This window comes from Streptomyces sp. E2N166, from assembly GCF_003671715.1.
Lineage (GTDB): Bacteria > Actinomycetota > Actinomycetes > Streptomycetales > Streptomycetaceae > Streptomyces > Streptomyces thinghirensis.
In genome coordinates, this window is sequence record NZ_RAIF01000006.1 from 206,532 (window position 1) to 206,774 (window position 243).

General features: G+C 72.8%; 1 protein-coding gene. It reads left to right on the plus strand.

Features of this window, described 5'->3' with window-relative positions; genetic code table 11:
* Positions 1-243: AMP-binding protein (locus EBH09_RS37455; RefSeq protein WP_153182590.1), on the plus strand; the 243-nt coding region annotated here is incomplete at both ends.

Genomic DNA, 243 nt, shown 5'->3' on the forward strand with positions numbered 1-243 from the left:
GGTGGCTGGCCGAGCGGGGTGCGGGCCCGGAGGCGTTCGTCGCGGTGGACATGCCCCGGGGGGTGGACGCGGTCACGGCTCTGCTGGGGACGCTGAAGAGCGGTGCGGCCTACGTTCCGCTGGACCCGGACTACCCGGCCGAGCGCACCGCCCGCATCCTCCAGGATGCCGCTCCGGCACTGTACCTGACCGCTCTGGACGGCCTCGGCCTGGACAGTTACAGCGACCAGGATCCACCGCGGA